At 59.6% G+C, this 18643-nt stretch carries 21 protein-coding genes and 1 pseudogene; 20 read left to right on the top strand and 2 right to left on the bottom strand.

Annotation, left to right across the window (positions count from 1 at the left end):
- Window positions 1–38 precede the first annotated feature (38 nt).
- From AMM41_RS07975 to AMM41_RS07875, 20 genes and pseudogenes are all read left to right on the top strand, one after another.
- The gene (locus AMM41_RS07975) at window positions 39–668 is read left to right on the top strand and encodes an MlaC/ttg2D family ABC transporter substrate-binding protein (protein WP_089956345.1); all 630 of its coding nucleotides are present in this window, start codon (window positions 39–41) and stop codon (window positions 666–668) included.
- A 10-nt stretch (window positions 669–678) separates the two neighbouring features.
- On the top strand, window positions 679–954 hold the full coding sequence (locus tag AMM41_RS07970) for an STAS domain-containing protein (protein ID WP_089955884.1): 276 nt from the start codon (window positions 679–681) through the stop codon (window positions 952–954).
- Window positions 955–1036: 82 nt separating this feature from the next.
- Window positions 1037–1972 carry an ABC transporter ATP-binding protein gene (locus AMM41_RS07965; protein WP_089955881.1) on the top strand — a complete coding sequence of 312 codons (936 nt, stop codon included), beginning with the start codon at window positions 1037–1039 and terminating at the stop codon, window positions 1970–1972.
- Window positions 1969–2724 carry an ABC transporter permease gene (locus AMM41_RS07960; protein ID WP_089955877.1) on the top strand — a complete coding sequence of 252 codons (756 nt, stop codon included), beginning with the start codon at window positions 1969–1971 and terminating at the stop codon, window positions 2722–2724. The genes AMM41_RS07965 and AMM41_RS07960 overlap by 4 nt, the downstream gene beginning before the upstream one ends.
- 7 nt (window positions 2725–2731) lie before the next feature.
- Window positions 2732–2974: a BolA family protein gene (locus AMM41_RS07955; RefSeq protein WP_089955873.1), complete on the top strand. Its 243-nt coding sequence runs from the start codon at window positions 2732–2734 to the stop codon at window positions 2972–2974.
- A 38-nt stretch (window positions 2975–3012) separates the two neighbouring features.
- Window positions 3013–4278, top strand: coding sequence for a UDP-N-acetylglucosamine 1-carboxyvinyltransferase (murA, locus tag AMM41_RS07950; protein WP_089955870.1), 1266 nt, complete (start codon window positions 3013–3015; stop codon window positions 4276–4278).
- On the top strand, window positions 4275–4916 hold the full coding sequence (gene hisG / locus AMM41_RS07945) for an ATP phosphoribosyltransferase (protein WP_089955867.1): 642 nt from the start codon (window positions 4275–4277) through the stop codon (window positions 4914–4916). Before murA ends, hisG begins: the two co-directional genes overlap by 4 nt.
- 2 nt (window positions 4917–4918) lie before the next feature.
- Window positions 4919–6313 (top strand): histidinol dehydrogenase, encoded by a 1395-nt coding sequence (gene hisD, locus AMM41_RS07940; protein WP_089955864.1) that lies wholly within the window; start codon window positions 4919–4921, stop codon window positions 6311–6313.
- Window positions 6310–7392, top strand: coding sequence for a histidinol-phosphate transaminase (hisC, locus tag AMM41_RS07935; protein ID WP_089955859.1), 1083 nt, complete (start codon window positions 6310–6312; stop codon window positions 7390–7392). Before hisD ends, hisC begins: the two co-directional genes overlap by 4 nt.
- Complete coding sequence (hisB, locus tag AMM41_RS07930) at window positions 7389–7979, top strand: imidazoleglycerol-phosphate dehydratase HisB (protein ID WP_089955855.1); 591 nt, start codon at window positions 7389–7391, stop codon at window positions 7977–7979. The genes hisC and hisB overlap by 4 nt, the downstream gene beginning before the upstream one ends.
- 2 nt (window positions 7980–7981) lie before the next feature.
- Window positions 7982–8638: an imidazole glycerol phosphate synthase subunit HisH gene (gene hisH / locus AMM41_RS07925; RefSeq protein ID WP_089955851.1), complete on the top strand. Its 657-nt coding sequence runs from the start codon at window positions 7982–7984 to the stop codon at window positions 8636–8638.
- Between the two features lie 49 nt (window positions 8639–8687).
- Window positions 8688–9428 (top strand): 1-(5-phosphoribosyl)-5-[(5-phosphoribosylamino)methylideneamino]imidazole-4-carboxamide isomerase, encoded by a 741-nt coding sequence (hisA, locus tag AMM41_RS07920; RefSeq protein WP_053172214.1) that lies wholly within the window; start codon window positions 8688–8690, stop codon window positions 9426–9428.
- Window positions 9429–9449: 21 nt separating this feature from the next.
- Window positions 9450–10304, top strand: a complete 855-nt coding sequence (locus AMM41_RS07915; RefSeq protein WP_089955846.1) for a D-hexose-6-phosphate mutarotase — start codon at window positions 9450–9452, stop codon at window positions 10302–10304.
- Window positions 10305–10344: 40 nt separating this feature from the next.
- A complete protein-coding gene (locus AMM41_RS07910; RefSeq protein WP_146186340.1) occupies window positions 10345–10554 on the top strand; it encodes a hypothetical protein in 210 nt (69 codons plus the stop codon).
- Window positions 10555–10557: 3 nt separating this feature from the next.
- On the top strand, window positions 10558–11358 hold the full coding sequence (gene hisF / locus AMM41_RS07905) for an imidazole glycerol phosphate synthase subunit HisF (protein ID WP_089955839.1): 801 nt from the start codon (window positions 10558–10560) through the stop codon (window positions 11356–11358).
- 827 nt (window positions 11359–12185) lie between these two features.
- Entirely contained in the window at window positions 12186–12599 is a 414-nt protein-coding gene (locus AMM41_RS07900) for a hypothetical protein (protein ID WP_194944662.1), read from the top strand.
- A 788-nt stretch (window positions 12600–13387) separates the two neighbouring features.
- Window positions 13388–13837, top strand: coding sequence for an SRPBCC family protein (locus AMM41_RS07890; RefSeq protein WP_089955825.1), 450 nt, complete (start codon window positions 13388–13390; stop codon window positions 13835–13837).
- Between the two features lie 98 nt (window positions 13838–13935).
- Window positions 13936–14772 (top strand): VOC family protein, encoded by an 837-nt coding sequence (locus AMM41_RS07885; protein WP_194944661.1) that lies wholly within the window; start codon window positions 13936–13938, stop codon window positions 14770–14772.
- A 32-nt stretch (window positions 14773–14804) separates the two neighbouring features.
- A pseudogene (locus AMM41_RS07880) lies at window positions 14805–15168 on the top strand (antibiotic biosynthesis monooxygenase).
- Between the two features lie 145 nt (window positions 15169–15313).
- Window positions 15314–15691 carry a VOC family protein gene (locus AMM41_RS07875; RefSeq protein ID WP_089955816.1) on the top strand — a complete coding sequence of 126 codons (378 nt, stop codon included), beginning with the start codon at window positions 15314–15316 and terminating at the stop codon, window positions 15689–15691.
- Between the two features lie 212 nt (window positions 15692–15903).
- On the opposite strand, the gene istB is transcribed toward AMM41_RS07875, so the two are convergent.
- On the bottom strand, window positions 15904–16668 hold the full coding sequence (gene istB, locus AMM41_RS07870) for an IS21-like element helper ATPase IstB (protein ID WP_089955810.1): 765 nt from the start codon (window positions 16666–16668) through the stop codon (window positions 15904–15906).
- On the bottom strand, window positions 16665–18332 hold the full coding sequence (istA, locus tag AMM41_RS07865; RefSeq protein WP_228769159.1) for an IS21 family transposase: 1668 nt from the start codon (window positions 18330–18332) through the stop codon (window positions 16665–16667). The genes istB and istA overlap by 4 nt, the downstream gene beginning before the upstream one ends.
- Window positions 18333–18643: the final 311 nt, after the last annotated feature.

The following is an 18643-nucleotide window of genomic DNA, read 5'->3' as shown; positions in this document are numbered from 1 at the left end:
ATAGTTATTCAATGCAAAAATATTTCACTTCTTTGTCCATGAACCGTCGCCAAGGCTTAACCGTACTGGGTGCTGCCTGTTTGAGCTTGGGTGTTGGTGCTGCCTGGGCCTCTGAAGAGGCCCCCGAAGCCTTTGTCAAGCGCATCACCAACGACACCTTGGAAACGATCAAGGCAGACAAGGCGCTGCGCAACGGTGATATTGCCAAAATCATGCAATTGGTGGATGACAAACTCATGCCACATGTGAATTTTCGGCGGATGACGTCTTTGGCCACAGGCCCCGCTTGGCGAAAAGCCACGCCAGAGCAACAGGGCCGTTTGCAGACCGAGTTCAAGACCTTGTTGGTCCGCACCTACGCTGGTGCACTCAGTCAGGTCAGCGACCAGGTTGTGGTCGTCAAACCTCTGCGAGCAGGTCAAGAGGATAAAAATTTGGTGGTCAACACCGAGGTGCGAGGCAAAGGTGACCCGATTCAGCTCGATTACCGCCTTGAAAAAACACCTGGACAAGGTGCAGGTTGGATGATTTTTGACTTGAACGTGCTGGGGGTCTGGTTGATTGAAAACTACAGAACCCAGTTCACCAAAGAGATCAACGCGGGCGGCATCGATGCCTTGATCGCCAGTTTGGTGGCCCGGAACAAAACCAACGCCAAAGCCTCCTGAGCGCAAAACCATGAGCGTCTTGACCATGCCTGAAACCTTGCTTCACGAGCATGCACCAGCTTGTTTGGCATTGTGGGTGGCACAATGCAAGCCCATGGGGCCATCTGTGGTCAGTGTCGATGCCTCTGCACTCACGGCTTTTGATTCGTCCGCTTTGGCTGCGCTTTTGGGTTTGCGTCGTGAGGTACTGGCCCAAGGTGGAACATTGCAAATTTCGGGCATGACCTCTCGTTTAAGGGAGTTGGCCCGTCTTTATGGCGTGATCGACTTGCTGGAGCCCGTTTGAACGACTGATGAGGGGTTTTTCACCCCCGTTCACCCTGTAGCGCCATGGGGCAGCCGCTCAGCACTTAAAATAAACCCCTCACATGCCAGCGCTCTCTTTCCAAACCGTCTCCAAGATTTACCCGGCCAAACAGGCGGGCGCAGCCGCGTTCAAAGCCCTCGACCAAGTCAGCTTTGACGTGGAGGAGGGCGAATTCTTCGGCCTGCTGGGCCCCAACGGCGCAGGCAAAACCACCCTGATCAGCACTTTGGCGGGCCTCAGCCGCCCCACCACCGGGCGCGTGTTGGTGCATGGTCATGACGTGCAAACCGATTACGCCGCTGCCCGCCGCCTCTTGGGCGTGGTGCCGCAAGAGTTGGTGTTTGACCCGTTTTTCACGGTGCGCGAGGCGCTGCGCATCCAGTCGGGCTATTTCGGTGTCAAGAAAAACGAGGCCTGGATCGACGAGTTGCTGGACAGCTTGGGCCTGGCTGACAAGGCAGGCTCAAACATGCGTCAACTCTCGGGCGGCATGAAGCGCAGGGTGCTGGTGGCTCAAGCGCTGGTGCACAAACCCCGCGTGATCGTGCTCGACGAGCCCACCGCCGGGGTCGATGTGGAGCTGCGCCAGACCTTATGGGCCTTCATCGCCAAACTCAACAAGCAAGGCCACACCGTTTTGCTGACCACCCACTACCTGGAAGAGGCCGAAGCCTTGTGCGGCCGCATCGCCATGCTCAAGCGCGGGCAGTTGCTGGCCTTGGAGCGCACATCCGACTTGCTGCGCTCGGCCACCAGCCAGGTGCTGCGTTTCAAGCTCGACGGTGACTTGCCGCCTGCCGTGGCGGCCATTGCGCGTGTCACAGGCCGCATCGTGCAGTTGCCGGTGCACAACGCGGTCGAGATTGAGAACCACCTCGCCACCCTGCGCACGGCGGGCCTGGTGGTGGAAGACGTGGAAATCCGCCAAGCCGACCTGGAAGACGTGTTCCTTGAAGTCATGAACCGCAAACAAACCGCCTCGGGAGCCTTGGCATGACCGGCTGGCAAACCCTGCTCTACAAAGAGGTGCTGCGTTTTTGGAAAGTCGCTTTCCAAACGGTGGGCGCACCCGTGCTCACCTCGGTGCTGTACATGCTCATCTTCGGCCATGTCCTCGAAGACCATGTCAAGGTGTACGACAACGTGCCCTACACCTCGTTTTTGCTGCCGGGCCTGATGATGATGGGCGTGCTGCAAAACGCTTTTGCCAACAGCTCGTCGAGCCTGGTGCAAAGCAAGATCATGGGCAGCTTGGTGTTTTTGTTGCTCACGCCCCTGTCGCACCGCAGCTGGTTTGTGGCCTATGTGGGCTCTTCGGTGGTGCGCGGACTTGCCGTGGGCTTGGGGGTGTTTGTCATCACAGGCTGGATGATCAACATCACCTTCGTCAACCCTCTGTGGATTTTGACTTTTGCCGTGATGGGCGCGGCCATGATGGGCTCGCTGGGCGTGATTGCCGGGCTGTGGGCTGAAAAGTTTGACCAGATGGCTGCGTTTCAGAATTTCATCATCATGCCCATGACGTTTTTGTCGGGCGTGTTTTATTCCATCCATTCCCTGCCGCCGTTTTGGCAAAAGCTCAGTCACCTGAACCCGTTTTTCTACATGATCGACGGATTTCGTTACGGCTTTTTTGGCCAAAGCGATGTGTCGCCTTGGGTCAGTTTGGCGGTGGTGGGCACCGCCTTGGCCGTCATCAGTGCCTTGACCCTTCACCTTTTGCGCATCGGCTACAAAATCCGAAGCTGAAAACCCCATGAACGCAGAGCAACTCCAAGCCATCATCGCCGCAGGCCTTACGTGCACCCACCTCACGGTGGAGGGCGATGGCCGCCACTGGAGCGCCGTGGTCGTGTCCGAAGCCTTTGCCGGCATGCGCCCCATTGCGCGTCACCAACGGGTGTACGCCACGCTGGGCCAAAAAATGCACACCGACGAAGTTCACGCCTTGTCCATGAAAACCTTCACACCCGCCGAATGGGCTGCACAAGCGCAATGAACCGAAGGCCTTTGGGCCGCAACGCACCGACCTGACCCATGGACAAACTGAAAATTCGCGGCGGCCACCGCCTGCAAGGCACGCTTGATGTGTCGGGTGCCAAAAATGCCGCTCTGCCCGAGCTGTGCGCCGCTTTGTTGAGCGCCGAGCCTGTGACGTTGGCCAATGTGCCGCGCCTGCAAGACGTCTCGACCATGCTCAAGCTGATCCGCAACATGGGCGTGACGGCCGAGCACCACGAAGACGGCCGCGTCACGCTGGATGCTGGCGCGTTGAACAACCCTGAAGCGCCCTATGAGCTGGTCAAAACCATGCGTGCCTCGGTGCTGGCCTTGGGCCCCTTGCTGGCCCGTTTTGGTCATGCCAAAGTGTCTTTGCCCGGTGGTTGCGCCATTGGCTCGCGGCCCGTCGACCAGCACATCAAAGGCCTGCAGGCCATGGGCGCGGTCATCACGGTGGACCACGGCTACATGCTGGCCAGCTTGCCCGAGGGTCGCACGCGCCTGAAGGGTGCGCACATCACCACCGACATGGTCACCGTGACGGGTACGGAAAACTTCATGATGGCTGCGGCCTTGGCCGAAGGCGAGACGGTGTTGGAAAACGCCGCCCAAGAGCCCGAAATTCCCGACCTGGCCGAGATGCTCATCAAGATGGGCGCGAAGATCGAAGGCCACGGCACACGCCGCATCCGCATTCAGGGTGTGGACCGGTTGCATGGTTGTGAGCACCAGGTGGTGGCCGACCGCATCGAGGCGGGCACCTTCTTGTGCGCCGTAGCCGCCACGGGCGGTGATGTGGTGCTGCGCCACGGCCGCGCCGACCACCTCGAAGTGGTCATCGAAAAGCTGCGTGATGCCGGTGCCACCATCGAAGCGGGCGAGGGCTTTATCCGCGTCAAGGCCGATGGCGGCATGAAAGCGCAAAGCTTTCGCACCACCGAATACCCCGGTTTTCCCACCGACATGCAGGCGCAGTTCATGGCGCTCAACTGCATCGCGCAGGGCACGAGCAAGGTGACCGAGACCATTTTTGAAAACCGCTTCATGCACGTCAACGAGCTGGTGCGCTTGGGTGCGCACATCCAGATCGACGGCAAAGTGTCGGTGATCGAGGGCGTGGAAAAGCTGTCGGGCGCGACGGTCATGGCGACGGACTTGCGGGCCTCGGCCAGCTTGGTGATTGCCGGGCTCGTGGCCGAAGGCGAAACCATCGTCGACCGCATCTACCACCTGGACCGTGGCTACGACCGCATGGAATTGAAACTGCGCGGCCTGGGGGCCGACATCGAAAGAGTGAAATGATCACGCTGGCCCTGTCCAAAGGACGCATCTTTGACGAAACCCTGCCGCTGCTCAAAGCCGCGGGCATCGAGGTGCTCGAAGACCCCGAAAAATCCCGCAAGCTGATCTTGCCCACCAACCAGCCCAACGTGCGTGTGGTTCTGGTGCGCGCCAGCGACGTGCCCACCTATGTGGAATACGGCGGTGCAGATTTGGGTGTAACGGGTTTGGACACGCTGATCGAACACGGCGGCCAAGGCCTGTACCAGCCGCTGGACCTGAATATTGCCAAATGCCGCATGAGTGTGGCCGTGCGCGCTGACTACGATTACGCCAGTGCGGTGCGCACCGGCTCGCGCCTGAAAGTGGCCACCAAATACACCACGATTGCCCGCGACTTCTTTGCCACCAAGGGCGTGCACGTCGACATGATCAAGCTCTACGGCAGCATGGAGCTGGCCCCGCTCACAGGCTTGGCCGATGCGATTGTGGATCTGGTGTCCACAGGCAACACGCTCAAGGCCAACCACCTGATTGAAGTCGAACGCATCATGGACATCAGCTCGCGCTTGGTCGTCAACCAAGCCGCACTCAAGCTCAAACAAGCGCCGATCCGCGCCATCATCGACGCCTTTGCGGGCGCAGTGAAGAAGGACTGAACATGGGATTGCACGCCAAACCATTGCAACTGAAAACGGCAGACGCCGGTTTTGAAGCGGCCTTTGCGGCCCGCCTGCATTGGTCTGCCGACACCGACGCAGCCATCGAGCAGCGCGTGGCCGATATCCTGGCCGACGTGCAAAAGCGCGGCGATGCGGCGGTGCTGGAGTACACCCAGCGTTTTGACGGCCTGCAAGCCCCCGATGTGAAAGCTTTGGAGATCACCCAGGCCGAACTGAAAGCGGCACTCGACAGCCTGCCCGCCGCACAACGCGAAGCCCTGCAAGCCGCCGCCGCCCGCGTGCGCAAGTACCACGAAGCCCAGAAAAAGGCCTCGGGCGAGAGCTGGCGCTACCGCGACGAAGACGGCACGCTGCTCGGCCAAAAAGTCACACCGCTCGACCGCGTGGGCATTTACGTGCCCGGTGGCAAAGCCGCTTACCCCTCTTCGGTGTTGATGAACGCCATCCCCGCCCATGTGGCCGGGGTGCAGGACATCATCATGGTCGTGCCCACCCCCGTGCGCGGCAGCGTGGCCACGGGCGGCTCTGGAGAGGCGGCCGCTTCCAGCCGGGGCGAACGCAATGAACTCGTCTTGGCCGCCGCCTATGTGGCGGGCGTCACGCGTGCCTTCACCGTAGGTGGCGCGCAAGCGGTGGGGGCTTTGGCCTATGGCACCGCCACCATCCCCAAGGTGGACAAGATCACCGGCCCCGGCAACGCCTATGTGGCCAGCGCCAAAAAGCGCGTGTTCGGAACCGTGGGCATTGACATGATCGCGGGCCCCTCTGAAATTCTGGTCTTGGCCGATGGCAGCACGCCCGCCGAATGGGTGGCGATGGATTTGTTCAGCCAGGCCGAGCACGACGAGCTGGCACAAAGCATTTTGCTTTGTCCTGATGCGTCCTACATCGCCGAGGTGCAAGCCGCCATTGACCGCCTGCTGCCCACCATGCCCCGCCGCGAGATCATCGCCAAGTCGCTCAACGACCGGGGTGCTTTGATCTTGACCCGCAGCATGGAAGAAGCCTGCGCCATCAGCAACCGCATCGCGCCCGAGCACCTGGAGCTGTCGAGCAGCGATCCCCACCGCTGGGAGCCTTTGCTGCGCCACGCAGGCGCGATCTTTTTGGGCGCTTTCACCAGTGAGTCCTTGGGCGACTACTGTGCGGGTCCCAACCACGTCTTGCCCACCAGCGGCACGGCGCGTTTTTCCTCGCCACTGGGTGTGTACGACTTCCAAAAACGCAGCAGCCTGATCGAGGTGAGCGAGGCCGGTGCGCAGCCCCTTGGCCGCATCGCCGCTGAGCTGGCCTATGGCGAAGGCCTGCAAGCCCATGCCCGCGCCGCCGAATTGCGTTTGAACCCTGTGCCCCCGATGCGAGAGCCCCAATGACTGTCAGCCCGAAATTGATGCAACGCATCCGCCAAGATGTGCAGTCCATGCACGCCTATGCCATCCAGGATTCGGTCGGCATGGTCAAGCTGGACGCGATGGAAAACCCGTACCGCTTGCCTGCTGATTTGCAAAAGGCGTTGGGCGAGCGTCTCGGCGCGCTGGCGCTCAACCGCTACCCCGGCGAGCGTGTGAACGAACTGCGCCATGCGCTGGCAAGTTACGCAGGCATGCCCGAAGGCTTTGACATCATGCTGGGCAACGGTTCGGACGAGTTGATCTCGCTCTTGGCCATGGCCTGCGATATGCCCGGTGCCAGCATCCTCTCGCCCTTGCCCGGCTTTGTGATGTACGCCATGAGCGCCCAGCTGCAAGGCCTGGCCTTCCACGGCGTGCCGCTCACCGCCGACTTTGAACTCGACGAAGCCGCCATGCTGGCCGCGATTGATCAGCACAAGCCGTCCATCGTCTACCTGGCTTACCCCAACAACCCCACCGGCAACCTGTGGAACGACGACACGATCGAAAAGATCGTCCTCGCCCAAGGCGCACAAGGCGGCTTGGTGGTCATGGACGAGGCCTACCAGCCCTTTGCCAGCCGCAGCTACGCAGACCGCATCACTCGCCACTCGCACGTCTTGCTCATGCGCACGCTCAGCAAGTTTGGCCTGGCCGGTGTGCGTTTGGGCTACATGATCGGCCCCAAGGCTTTGGTGGCCGAGATCGACAAAGTGCGCCCGCCCTACAACATCAGCGTGCTCAACACCGAATGCGCTCTGTTTGCCTTGGAGCACACCGAGGTGTTTGCAGCCCAAGCCAAAGACCTGCGCGAGCAGCGCACCCGTTTGCTGAAAGAACTGGCCACCTTGCCCGGTGTAACCCCGTTCCCGAGCGAGGCCAACATGATCCTGGCCCGTGTGCCCGATGCGGCCAAAACCTTTGACGGTCTGAAGGCCCACGGTGTGCTGATCAAGAACATTTCTAAAATGCACCCATTGCTGGCCAACTGCCTGCGCCTGACGGTGGGCACCGCCGCAGAAAACGACCAACTCCTTGCCGCTCTGAAAGCCTCCTTATGAACCGCACCGCTGCAGTCACCCGCAAGACGGCCGAGACGAACATCCGCGTCGCCATCAACCTGGATGGCACAGGCCAAGCCAAACTGGCCAGCGGTATCGGTTTTCTGGACCACATGCTGGACCAGATCGCCCGTCATGGTTTGATTGATCTGGACATCGCGTGTGAAGGTGACTTGCACATCGACGGCCACCACACGGTGGAAGACATCGGCATCACCTTGGGCCAGGCCTTTGCGCAAGCCATTGGCGACAAAAAAGGCATCCGCCGTTATGGCCATGCCTATGTGCCGCTCGATGAAGCGCTCAGCCGCGTGGTGGTGGATTTTTCGGGCCGCCCCGGCCTGCATATGGACGTGAAGTTCACTTCTGGTTCGCTGGGCTCGCTCGACACGCAACTGGTTTATGAGTTCTTCCAGGGCTTTGTGAACCACGCGCTGTGCACGCTGCACATCGACAACCTCAAGGGTGTGAACGCGCACCACCAGTGCGAGACGATTTTCAAGGCATTCGCACGCGCCGTGCGTGCCGCGCTCGAACTCGATCCCCGCTCGGCGGGCGTGATCCCTTCCACCAAAGGCAGTCTCTGAACATGAGCGTCAACCGCGTCGCCGTTGTGGACTACGGTATGGGCAACCTGCGCAGCGTGGCGCAGGCGGTGATGCATGCCGCCTCCAGCGTGGACCATGCCGAAGTCACCGTCACATCCGACCCGCAAGTGGTGCGCAACGCACACCGAGTGGTCTTGCCAGGGCAGGGCGCCATGCCCGACTGCATGCGCGAGCTGCGCGAGTCGGGTTTGCTCGACGCCGTGCTCGAAGCCGCGGCCAGCAAACCCCTGTTTGGCGTGTGTGTGGGCATGCAAATGCTGCTGGACCACAGCGACGAGGGCAACACGCCCGGCTTGGGTCTGATCCCTGGCCGTGTGGTCAAGTTCGATTTGGCTGGACGCATCCAACCCGATGGCACCCGCTACAAAGTGCCACAAATGGGCTGGAACCAGGTCTGGCAAGACACACCAGCGCATGCGCTGTGGCAAGGCGTAGAGGACGGCAGCTGGTATTATTTTGTCCACAGCTTCTATGCCCAGGTGGCCAACCCGGCGCACAGCGCGGCCCAGACCGATTACGGCGGCCGCTTTGCTTGCGCCATTGCCCGTGACAATATTTTTGCCACCCAGTTTCACCCCGAAAAAAGCGCGGCCCAAGGTTTGGCCTTGTTCCGCAATTTCCTCCACTGGCAGCCTTGAGAAGTTTTCACTGCCGTTTTTCAGCCCCTCAGTCTTTTTTTAATTCGCCATGATTCTGATCCCCGCCATTGACCTCAAAGACGGCCACTGCGTTCGCCTCAAGCAAGGCGATATGGACCAAGCCACGACCTTTGGCGAAGACCCCGCCGCCATGGCCCGCACCTGGCTCGAAAAAGGCGCGCGCCGCTTGCACCTGGTGGATCTGAACGGCGCGTTCGCCGGCAAGCCGCAAAACTTCAGCGCCATCAAGTCCATCCTCAAGGCCGTGGGGGACGACATCCCGGTGCAGCTCGGTGGTGGCATCCGCGATCTGGACACGATTGAAAAATACATCGACAGCGGCCTGCGTTACGTGATCATCGGCACTGCCGCCGTCAAGAACCCCGGCTTTTTGAAAGACGCCTGCACCGCCTTTGGCGGCCACATCATCGTGGGCCTGGACGCCAAGGACGGCAAAGTCGCCACCGACGGCTGGAGCAAGCTCACCGGCCACGAAGTGGTGGACCTGGCCAAGAAGTTCGAAGACTGGGGCGTTGAGTCCATCATCTACACCGACATCGGCCGTGACGGCATGCTCAGCGGCATCAACATCGACGCCACCGTCAAGCTGGCCCAAGCCCTGACCATCCCCGTGATCGCCTCGGGCGGCCTGTCCAACATGGCCGACATCGAGCAGCTGTGCGCCGTGGAGGACGAAGGCGTGGAAGGCGTGATCTGTGGCCGCGCCGTGTACTCGGGCGACCTCGACTTCGCGCTGGCGCAGCAACGCGCCGACGAACTCAACGGTTGATCCTTTCCCTCGCGATTGCCCATGAGCGCTCAGGCCACTTGTCGCGACACCGCGTTCGCGGGCCTGCCCGCTTGCGAATTGACGCTGCCGCAAGGCGACCGCTTGCGGGTGGCGTTGCACGGTGCGCATGTGCTGTCTTGGGTGTCGGGCGGGCAAGAGCGCCTGTACCTCAGCCCCCGAAGCATGTTGGACGGCCAAGCCGCCATTCGCGGCGGTGTGCCCGTGTGCTTTCCGCAGTTCAACCAACGCGGCCCCATGGCCGAGTGCCTGCCCAAACACGGTTTTGCCCGCAACGTGGCCTGGTTGGCCGATGCGCCCGAACTGGGAGCCGAGCATGCCCGCCTCACGCTGCGCCTGAAGGACAACGCCCAAACTCGCACCTGGTGGCCCCAAGCCTTTGCCTTGGCGCTGCACATCGACCTGAGCCCGGGTTCAGTGCAACTGACGCTGGACGTGCACAACACAGACACCCAAGCGCTGGCGTTCTCAGGCGCACTGCACACCTATTTGGCCGTGCCCAACGTGACGAAGGCCAAGCTGCAGGGCCTGGGCGGTCAGCCCGAGTGGGATTCACTCACCGACACACATGCGAAAGCGGCCGACACGATCCGCTTTGCCGCCGAATTTGACCGCGTCTACGAAGCCGGGCCACAGCCCATGACGCTGAACGATACCCTGCACATCAGCCAAAGCCCCAGCTGGGCCAACACCGTGGTCTGGAACCCCGCGCAAGACCTGTGCACGCGCCTGGCCGACATGCCCGAAGACGGCTGGCGGCACATGCTGTGCGTCGAAGCCGCGCAGGTGTACACGCCCATCACCTTGCCTGCGGGCGAGCGCTGGGCGGGCTGGCAGCGCTTGGCTTTGCGTGCATGATGCAAGCAACTTTGGATTGGGCAAAAAAATGAGTCAGATGATGTCAATTGAACAAGCACGCAGCAGCAGCCTGAGAGGATCGGTGGCTGCCATGGCCAGGGCGGCCAATCAAGCTCGGCGAACGGCTGCGCAAACCCAAACCGCTGTGGTCGTCGAGCGCAATGGCGTTCTGGAGCATCTGTACATCTCGGCCACACAAGCCGACATCAAACCCATCACCGTCTCTATCGAACCGCAAGAGGGTCACTGAAACATGCTCGCCAAACGCATCATCCCTTGCCTCGACGTGACCGGCGGTCGTGTGGTCAAGGGCGTAAACTTTGTTGAACTGCGCGACGCCGGAGACCCGGTCGAAATCGCGGCCCGCTACAACGAGCAGGGCGCTGACGAACTCACCTTCCTCGACATCACCGCCACCAGCGACGGCCGCGACGTGATCCTGCACATCATCGAAGCCGTGGCCAGCCAGGTCTTCATTCCGCTCACGGTGGGCGGCGGTGTGCGCACGGTGGAAGACGTGCGCCGATTGCTCAACGCCGGGGCCGACAAAACCAGCTTCAACTCGGCCGCCATTGCCAACCCGCAAGTCATCCGCGAAGCGTCTGCCAAATACGGCGCGCAATGTATCGTGGTCGCCATCGACGCCAAGCGCCGCAGCGCCGAAGACGAGCAACGCATTGGCACCCACGGTCTGCCCATGGGCCCCGGCTGGGACGTTTACAGCCACGGTGGCCGCAAAAACGTGGGCCTTGACGCCGTGGCTTGGGCCACCCAAATGGCCGAATACGGTGCGGGCGAAATACTGCTCACCAGCATGGACCGCGACGGCACCAAAAGCGGTTTTGACCTGCAACTGACCCGCGCCGTGAGCGACGCGGTGACCGTGCCCGTGATCGCATCAGGCGGAGTGGGCAACCTCGACCACCTGGCCGACGGCGTGAGCATCGGCGGCGCGGATGCGGTGCTGGCGGCCAGTATCTTTCACTATGGTGAATACACCGTGCAGCAGGCGAAAGAGCGGATGCGGGAGCGTGGGATTCCTGTGCGCTTGTGAAGTCTTTTCAGACTTGAAGCAATGAATCCAAACGGGTGAGGGAGCACAGATACTGAAGTTGAGGCTCTAGTCCAAGCTCTTACGGCAGCGCGCGGCTTGCGCAATGCGCTCGAGTAAGGATAGGTCACACGAAGCCGCGACCTGATCCGTTTGTTTGTTGGACGAGCCCGGTTCTGGGCGTTGGTTTGTTCCCTACAGAAAATATCTTTTTTCTTGCCAATGCACTTGACCATTCACGTGGCTCAAGCGGTATGACGGCGGTACGCCTTGTGCCATTGCGGCACTTTTTTGCGGTGCATGGCTGCTTTGGTTGTGCACAGTCGATGATCGCCGCAACGGAGCCAGCTGCGGACCATCTGGCGACACACTTCAATGCATGAATCTCCACGATCTCTGCAATGTCCGATGGCCGTGGCCCATCACCGTTTCAACGCCGCATAAAAATCGTCATGTGGCTCGAATGCCCTGACAAAAACGCTTCCAAATCGGCCACACCCATCTCGTGCGGGTGACGCATGTCACTGGACTACATTGCAATTCAATGGATAAAAAAACAAATACATTGAAATTAATAATTTTCTTTTTTGAGGCTATAGTTTAGAAACCGTACCCGCTCGCGCACCAGATCAAGCAAGCGAGTGAACTGCAAAGAAGGGGCACCGGGTTTCATGGCAAATTTGTACCTGCATCAAATTACGGTGTGCGAGCCTGTGAGCCACGGCACAAGAGGCTTGCAGGCATTCCATCAAAAAGATGTATCGACTGTACCCGGATGTATCCACCGGGTTTTGCGGTCTGTATCACGTTAGAGCACACCGAACATGTTAATGAATCTTCGCACCGTCGCAACAAAGCGAATCGAATTTCTTGCCGACTTAGGCGGAATCGCTTTTTCTCTGTCTGGGGCAACCGCTGCAGCTGTTTTCGGAAAAGCCCTGCTCGCTGTAGTCCTCGGTGCCCTCGCTTTAGGTTTCTTCCTTCGGATTTCCGGCCGAAGGGTGGCAAGCGATCCTTCGGCACTACGTACACCACGTTGGATCTTGGCGGTTTCAGGGCTGCTATCGTTGGTGGAGGTCGGCGTGTTGGTTGAGGCAACCAACCTGCCTGTTCGCTTCACCCAAAATGGGTTTGAACTTTTTCACTGGGCCCTGGTACTTCTAGCGTTCATTGTGGCTTTCTTCATTCAGGTTCGGGTACTCATAAGCGTCGTAATGCAGAGGCGTGGCAGTCATGTGCTCTAACCGGGCGTTCGAGCCGAATCGCAACGGCTGGTCACTCCAAGCCACCATTTCATTCTGGGCCTTACGCAGCCAGCCGCTGCTGTCGGCTCATCTAAAACGTTAGGCAGACATGATGACTTCTTCTTCCGAAGCGCTGCGCGATTCAATCGCGGCGATGTCTACGATCCGCGCGTTAACGCAGAGAAGCGGCGAAAGCGCGCTTGAGGAGGTCGCCGCTGTGCTTCAGCGCCTTGCGCGATCGCCGCACTGGAGGGCGACATCTTGGCGCGCGGCGGCTCCGAGCGAGGAACTCCTCTACGAGTTGGCCGTTCTCGTGGGCGCCCCGTCGCTGTATCTGGTGTCGGATGGGCAGGGCCTCACAAGTCCGCCCCACGAACACGGAACATGGACGGTTATCGCCGGGGTCCGTGGGAATGAGGCCAATGATCTGTATCGGAGGGTTCCGGGCAGACGTGTCGCGCCGATCGACCGCGTAGTCGTCGGCCCCGGTGAGTCAATGGTTCTTGCGGCAGACGCCATTCACTCAACAGAGGTCGTCGGAGAAGGACCGACGTTTCATCTTCACCTCTACGGCAGGCCGTTAAGCGAATTGGATGGTTTCGCCTCTCGGGTCTTTGCAAAGCATGATTAGGAAAGAAACAGTGCCCAATTCAAAGTTAGAGCGGACGGCTTTCATGGGCCGACGAACCGCAGCCCGCGAATGGTCCGCTTCGCGCCGGCCCATGAAAGCTGTCGTTCAACGTCAGCGCTGACCGCGCAAACCACGTTCTCACAGCTCCTTACATCCAATGCAAATTGAACACCGAATCGCAGTAGCCGCCTCGCCGGAGGTGATTTTTGAAATCTATGCAGATGTCGAGAACTGGCCGACTTGGGATCCAGACACAAAGCGAGCCAATATTGATGGTCCGTTCCAAGTTGGAAGCCGTGGCCGTCTCACTCCTACGAAGGGCAACACGGTTCCTATGGTCCTCACGCAAGTCGTGCCCGCCAGGTGCTTCACCGTTGAGTCGAGGATTCCTCTGTTTCGTATGGTTTTCGAGCATGAGCTTGTCCCGGTGCCGGGTGCCACGGAGGTAGTTCACCGGGTTACTTTTTCTGGGCTGCTATCCATTGTGCTGGGCCCGATGCTTGCGAAACAAATCAATTCAGGTCTGCCCGTCACGCTCCGAAACCTGAGGGCACTTGCAGAGGCTCGAAGTGCGGCCCAGCCCATTATTCCTCCGGAGGCGGCGTGATGACGCCGCGCAGCGCCGGTGAATTGAGCCGTTAGGCCCCACAAACACACCCAGGGTCTTGCCGAGGCCGCCAACTTAACTCGAACTACAAGCGCGTCATGAGCCACACCGCTGTCTATTCCACCGTTGACCATGTGATGATCCGCTTGTTGGACATCGATCCCTTGCTCTCGCTCTTTACCGATGTGTTCGGCCTTCCCGTTTCATGGCCAAAGCAAAGCAGCAGCTTTGCGACGTTCGCATGGGTGCATGTGGGAAACACTGAACTTGAGTTGTGGGCCGCCGCAAGCAATTCAGATCTTCCCAAAGAAAGTCAGCCGCCGCTCATTCATGGGTTTGCTATGGAACCTGTTGACTTGGAGGCCAGCGTAGAGCACCTTACCCAAGCGGGACTTCAATGCAAATCCCCCCGGCCTTACCAGACCAAGACCGCAGACGGTTCTCTCACTACAAACTTCACAAACTCGGTATTGCTGGATCTCTCTTCCGATTCCTGTTGCATCTTTTTTTGCGCATGGAATCCTGAAGGAACAATCTATCCATGGAAGGAGCGGTTGACTACAGCCGAACGGAGATCCAGGGATCAACTTGAGATGACAAAGCGTGGAGGCGGAACGATTGGGCTTGTCGGGTTGTCGGAAATCGAGATGTCAACTCCGAATCTGTCTGAGGCAGAGAAAAAATGGAGGCTTCTGACAGAGTCATCGGGAACAGGGATCGAGCTGACCGAGGACATGGTCCTAAGATTGACTCAGGGCAGCCGCCAGGTTATTCAATCACTGACTTTCGGAGTCAGATCGTTGGAATCCGCCAGAGATTTTCTATCGGCGAATGGTTTGCTTGGCGTGTCGTCAGAACATGAACTATCACTTGAGTCAACGGCGATCAGCGGGCTCCGAATGAAGTTCAGACAAGCAAGGGAGGCCGCGCAATGACGCCCATCCCTTCGGTTATGCGGACTGGACACATGTACACATCCACCTTTACGTTTGCAAAAAGGCAATACGACACAGAGTTCTATGCCCTTGACGATGTCATTGCACAGATAGCGAAGTCCATCCCAGGTTACTTGGGGTGAAGAGTCTTGGGAAAACCAACAAACCGGACTCATCTCAAATGTGTACTACTGGGAGTCGATGGCTGCATTGCAATCATTGATGAAGCACCCTGAGCACATGAAGGCAAAGCAACAGCAATCGCGTTGGCTCAATGGCTTTCAAGTGGTCATCGCTCAAGTCACCGGCACGTATGGCGACAATGGAATCCAACATCCATTGGCTGGTCGTGTTGTCACCACACAAAGTGAAGCGCATCAGGAGCGGCAAGCATGAAATCAACTGCAGTATTCAAGTGTTCGGAACACGGTGTGTGGCCTGGCTGGCTGGTCAAGTTAACGCCAAAAAGGGCCATGCACTTTTTGGTTCCACCCACTCGCTTTGTGTCTTGCGAAGCAGCCTACCGCGAGCGTCAGGCCCCATGAACCTGAACCAAGTTACCCCGCCGGCTGTCAATGTTGCGGAGTCGGTTGACTTCTACAAGCGCATGGGGTTTGAACTCATTGTTGACGCACCGCACTACGCCCGCTTCAAGTGTCCAAATGGCAGCGCCTCGTTTTCGGTGCATCAGGTCGGGGGCGTATCCGAATCGTCGGATGTGGTGGTCTACTTCGAGGACGAATCACTCGATCAAACGGTCAAGCACCTCCAGGCGCATGGAATCGAATTCTTTCAGGAGCCCCTTGATGAACCGTGGTTGTGGCGTGAGGCAAGAGTCAAAGACCCAGCGGGCAACGTCATCTGCCTGTATTGGGCGGGCAGCAATCGCCTAAATCCTCCGTGGCGAGTTGAGGCCTAGCCCCTTGTTAACCGGACGTCCTTCAGCGTGGCTGCGTCGGGCATCATTTCATTTTTGACCGGCTTCGTTTATCTGTCGCAGTCCGGTTTGCTCCAAGTTAAACCACTAAAAGCTTATGGTCGATTTTCCAACGCTGCAGACATCCCCCTGATGGCCAGTCCAAATTCCCCCACCCGTGGCCACCCCAAATTCCCCCAGGCAGCGCTGCCAGATTATGACGTTTCAGGCTGGACGGCCAAGCGAGCAGCCGCCTCCTTGAGCCTGTAGCTCTTGCCCTCAAACTCCAACATCACGCAGCGGTGCATCAGCCTGTCCAAAATCGTGCTGGCCATCGTGGCATCCCCCAGATACTTGCCCCAGTCCTGCACTACCCGGTTCGATGTCACCACCAGGGCGCGGCGCAGCTTGTAGCGCTGGTGCACGATGGCCTGCAATGCCTCTGCTGCCTCCGCCGTGATTCGCCTGGCCAGAAACAAATCGTCCACGATCAGCAAATCCGGCTTGACCCACTCCCGCAGCAAATTCGCCCTGTCCTGGCTGCCCGCCAGCGCATACCGCGCAAACTCGGTGTCCGCCTCCAAATACCGCACGTCATAGCCTTGCAGCGTAGCCTGGTACGCCAGCGACTTGGCCACATGGCTCTTGCCTGTGCCCGGTTTGCCCACAATCAGTGCATTGGCCCCTTGAGTGATGAACTTCAAGGTGTGCAACTCAAAGCACGCGGCTCGGGGTATCTTGGGGTTAAAGCGCCAGTCCAAATCCGCCAATGAGACCTTCTCATCGAGCCCTGAGCGCTTGTAGCGGCGCTCCATCAGGACGGAGCTGCGCCGCTCCAACTCGTCTTGCAGCAAGGCGGCAAATGTCTCCAGAAACGGCTCCTGGCTGGCCTGGGCCTGCATCGCCCGGGTGGAAAGGGTTTGCTGCATGCCCGACAGGCGCAACTGACGCAAAGCGTTGTCGATCTCGGTCATGTTCATGCCTGGCCTCCTGCTTTCTCATCCATGGCCTTGGCCACCACCGCGCTGGCAACCAAGGCTGCGTGGGTGAACAAATCTGCATACTCGTCGGCCTGGCGGATCAGCTCGTGCTGCTGAACCAAAGTGCCCTCAAGGGCCGTGGTGTCGGCGTGCACTGAGCTGGCCATGTTGGATTCCTCGTCCATGGCCACCATGGCATCGGCAAACAAACGCTCGGCCAAGGCCTTGACTTGTTTGTAGCTGTAGACCCCTTGCGCCAAGGCTTGGGCACAGGCGCCGTCAATGCAGACAGCCGGGTAGCGTTTGGTCAATCCCACGATGCCCCAGAGCTTCCTTTGGCCCACCCGACCTTCGGCTGCAAACATCAGCTCACACAGGCGGCTGGCGTGCTCGCCAATTTCTTTGGCCTGGCCAAGGATCAACCGCGTCTCGCGTGATGGGTTGAACACTCGCTCATCCGCAGGCAGCACCACCGAGCCTGGCCGCTCGGCTTTGGCATGTGTGCGCAGCAAAGCGCCTTGCAAATCCCGGATCTCGATGCGCCGCTCAAAGATGCGCACCAGCACTTTGGAGCCGATGGCCGCAGGGCGTGCGGCGTAGCTGCTGTGATCGACCCGCACGCAGCTGTCGTCGCACACGGTGCGCACGCCTTGCGTGAAGTACTGCATGCCCAGCAGGGGTAAGGGCTTGAGGTGCGCACGTTCGGCCTCGAACATGGCCTGCACCTGTTGGCGCTCGCTGCCGTGAATGCGCTTGGCGGCCCAACTCGTTTCCCAATGCTCCAAGTGCTCGTTCTGGGCCTCGATCGATTCAAAGCGTCTGCCCTTCAAGGCGGTGGCTTGGGTGTGGCCGATGGCGTGCTCCACCGTGCCCTTGCGGTTGGGGTCGCGCACGCGGGCGGGGTCGGCCACCACGCCATAGTGCTCGAGCATGGCGGCATACACCGGGTTGAGTTCAGGCTCGTACAAATCGGCCTTGAGGACACCCTCCTTGAGGTTGTCCAGCACCACGTACTGAGGGCAGCCGCCAAAGTAGCGAAATGCCTGCTCGTGCAGCTGGGCCCACACTTGTTGGCTGGACTTCCAGACCACACGGCGGAAACTGCGCCGGGAGTGGCGCAGTGTGGCGACAAACAGGCGCGGCTTCTTGTAGCGATCGGTGCCGGGCACCAAGGTCGGTGCGCCTTCGCCGTAATCGACTTGCATCTCCTCACCGGGCAGGAAGGACAGGCGGTCAAACTGCTCGGGTGCCTTCTTGCGCAAGGCGCGCACAAAGCGTTTGACGGAGTTGTAGGCCCCTGAATAGCCGTGGGCATCGACCAGGTCTTGGAAGATGGCGGTGGCGTTGCGGCGAAGGCGAAGTTGGGCCTCAATGAAGACGCGGTGGACTTCGCACAGGCTGGAGGAAGTGGAAACGAGAGCCGGTGGCCAGGGTGGGGGAATTTGAGGGGTCAAGGTCTCAGAGCCGGTGGCAACCCCGGGGGAGTTTGAAGGATCAAGTAGCCAGCGGGTGTGGTAGCTGCGAATGGTTTTGCGGTCGATGCCGGTGATGCGGGCAATCTCGCGCTGGGGGGTGTTGCGCTGCAGCAGCGTGATCACCGTGGCGCGTTGGTTGGGTTTCAAGACATTCACTCCTTGGCCTTCCTTCGAGGAAGGCCAGAACATGCGTCATGCCCACAGGTGCCGACGGTGTCGGCGTTGAGACCCTGTCCCCGATCAATTCAGGTGGGGGAGTTTGAGGTGGCCATAAGTGGGGGAATTTGGGTGGCCATCAGGGCCTATGCCCGGACGTTCGGTTCTCACAAGACGCCCGAGCCACTGCTGAAGCTCGATCATTCAACGTTGTAGGCGTGGCGCGTTGAGTCTTGTACTTTTATCGAAATTGAATCACTCAGATCTGTTTTTTCGGGCCGTCCAAACAACTCCTTTACGCCGAAAAATGACACCCCTACTTTGGCTTTGGGCTGAATGACTCG

It is taken from the genome of Limnohabitans sp. 2KL-3 (assembly GCF_001269405.1).
Taxonomy (GTDB): Bacteria; Pseudomonadota; Gammaproteobacteria; order Burkholderiales; family Burkholderiaceae_C; genus Limnohabitans_A.
This window is presented reverse-complemented; position numbering and strand designations above follow the sequence as displayed.